Origin of the sequence: Streptomyces sp. NPDC020362, assembly GCF_040642095.1 — a bacterium.
GTDB lineage: Bacteria > Actinomycetota > Actinomycetes > Streptomycetales > Streptomycetaceae > Streptomyces.
In genome coordinates this window covers 1-1637 of the sequence record NZ_JBFAET010000467.1, presented here as the reverse complement: position 1 = coordinate 1637, position 1637 = coordinate 1, and the positions used below count along the sequence as shown (strand labels likewise).

1 protein-coding gene is annotated in these 1637 nt (G+C 73.0%); it reads left to right on the top strand.

All coding sequences use genetic code 11. The annotated features are described in order from the left end of the window. Window positions 1–1637, top strand: a 1637-nt coding sequence (locus AB0H32_RS48270) for a beta-ketoacyl synthase N-terminal-like domain-containing protein (RefSeq protein WP_361136091.1), incomplete at both ends; no start/stop codon positions are given.

Here is a 1637-nt window from a genome sequence, read left to right as displayed (position 1 = left end):
TCGACTCGCTCACCGCGGTGGAACTGCGCAACCGCCTCAACGGCGTGACCGGACTGCGCCTCCCGGCCACCCTCGTCTTCGACTACCCCAACCCCGTCGCGCTCGCCAGGCACCTCCGGGCCCGGCTCGTGGGCGACGGCGAGCAGCCCGTGAACCTTCCGCCGGTCCGCACGGCGGAGGCGGTCTCCGACGAGCCGATCGCGATCGTGGGGATGGCCTGCCGGTTCCCCGGCGACGTGAACGACCCGGACACGTTCTGGAAGTTGCTCGCCACCGGGGCGGACGCGATATCCGGCTTCCCGTCCGACCGGGGCTGGGACGCGGGGGAACTCTACGACCCGGACCCCGAGCACACGGGCACCTTCCACAACCAGGCCGGCGGGTTCGTCGCGGGCGCCGGCGGGTTCGACGCCGGGTTCTTCGGGATCAGCCCGCGTGAGGCGCTGGCGATGGACCCGCAGCAGCGGCAGTTGCTGGAGGTGTCCTGGGAGGCGCTGGAGCGTGCAGGCCTCGACCCGGCGTCGCTGCGCGGCACCCAGACCGGCGTCTTCGTCGGCGGGTTCGCCTCGGGATACGCGCTCGGCGTGGCGAGCGGGAGCGACGGTGCCGAAGGACACCTGACGACAGGCTTCGCGACGAGTGTGATGTCGGGCCGCGTGTCGTATGCGCTGGGTCTCGAGGGCCCGGCGGTGACGGTGGACACGGCGTGCTCGTCGTCCCTGGTGGCCCTGCACCTGGCCACCCAGGCGATCCGCGCCGGGGAGTGCTCGATGGCGCTGGCCGGCGGAGCCACGGTCATCGCGAGCCCCGACGGGTTCGTGGGAATGAGCCAGCAGGGCGGCCTTGCGGCAGACGGACGCTGCAAGGCGTTCTCGGCGGAAGCGGACGGGATGGGCTTCGCCGAGGGCGCGGGCATGGTCGTCGTGGAGCGGCTGTCCGACGCGCTCCGCAACGGCCACGAGGTGCTGGCGGTGGTGCGCGGGTCGGCGGTGAACCAGGACGGCGCGTCCAACGGCCTGACCGCCCCGAACGGCCCCTCGCAGCAGCGGGTCATCCGCGCCGCGCTCGCGAACGCCCGTCTGTCGGCCGCCGACGTGGACGTGGTCGAGGCGCACGGTACGGGTACGACGCTGGGTGACCCGATCGAGGCGCAGGCGCTGCTGGCGACGTACGGCCAGGACCGGTCGGAGGAGCGGCCGCTGCTGCTCGGCTCGGTGAAGTCCAACATCGGCCACACCCAGGCCGCCGCCGGCGTCGCGGGCGTCATCAAGATGGTGCTCGCCCTGCAACACGGGGAGTTGCCGAGGACGCTGCACGTGGACGAACCCTCGCCGCACGTCGACTGGACGGCCGGCGACGTGCAGCTGCTGAGCGAACCGGTGCCGTGGCCCGCCAACGGCCGGGTGCGCCGCGCAGGCGTCTCCTCGTTCGGCATCAGCGGCACCAACGTCCACCTGATCCTGGAGGAAGCGCCCGCCGCGGACGGAGCGCTGGAGCCGACCGCCGCTGAACCCGCCGACGAGGTGGGCGAGTCGACAGAAGCCTCTGCGGTGGTCGAGACCGAGGGTGTGAGCGCGTGGCTGGTGTCGGGCCGGTCGGTGAGCGGTTTGTCGGGGCAGGCGGGGCGTTTGCGGGAG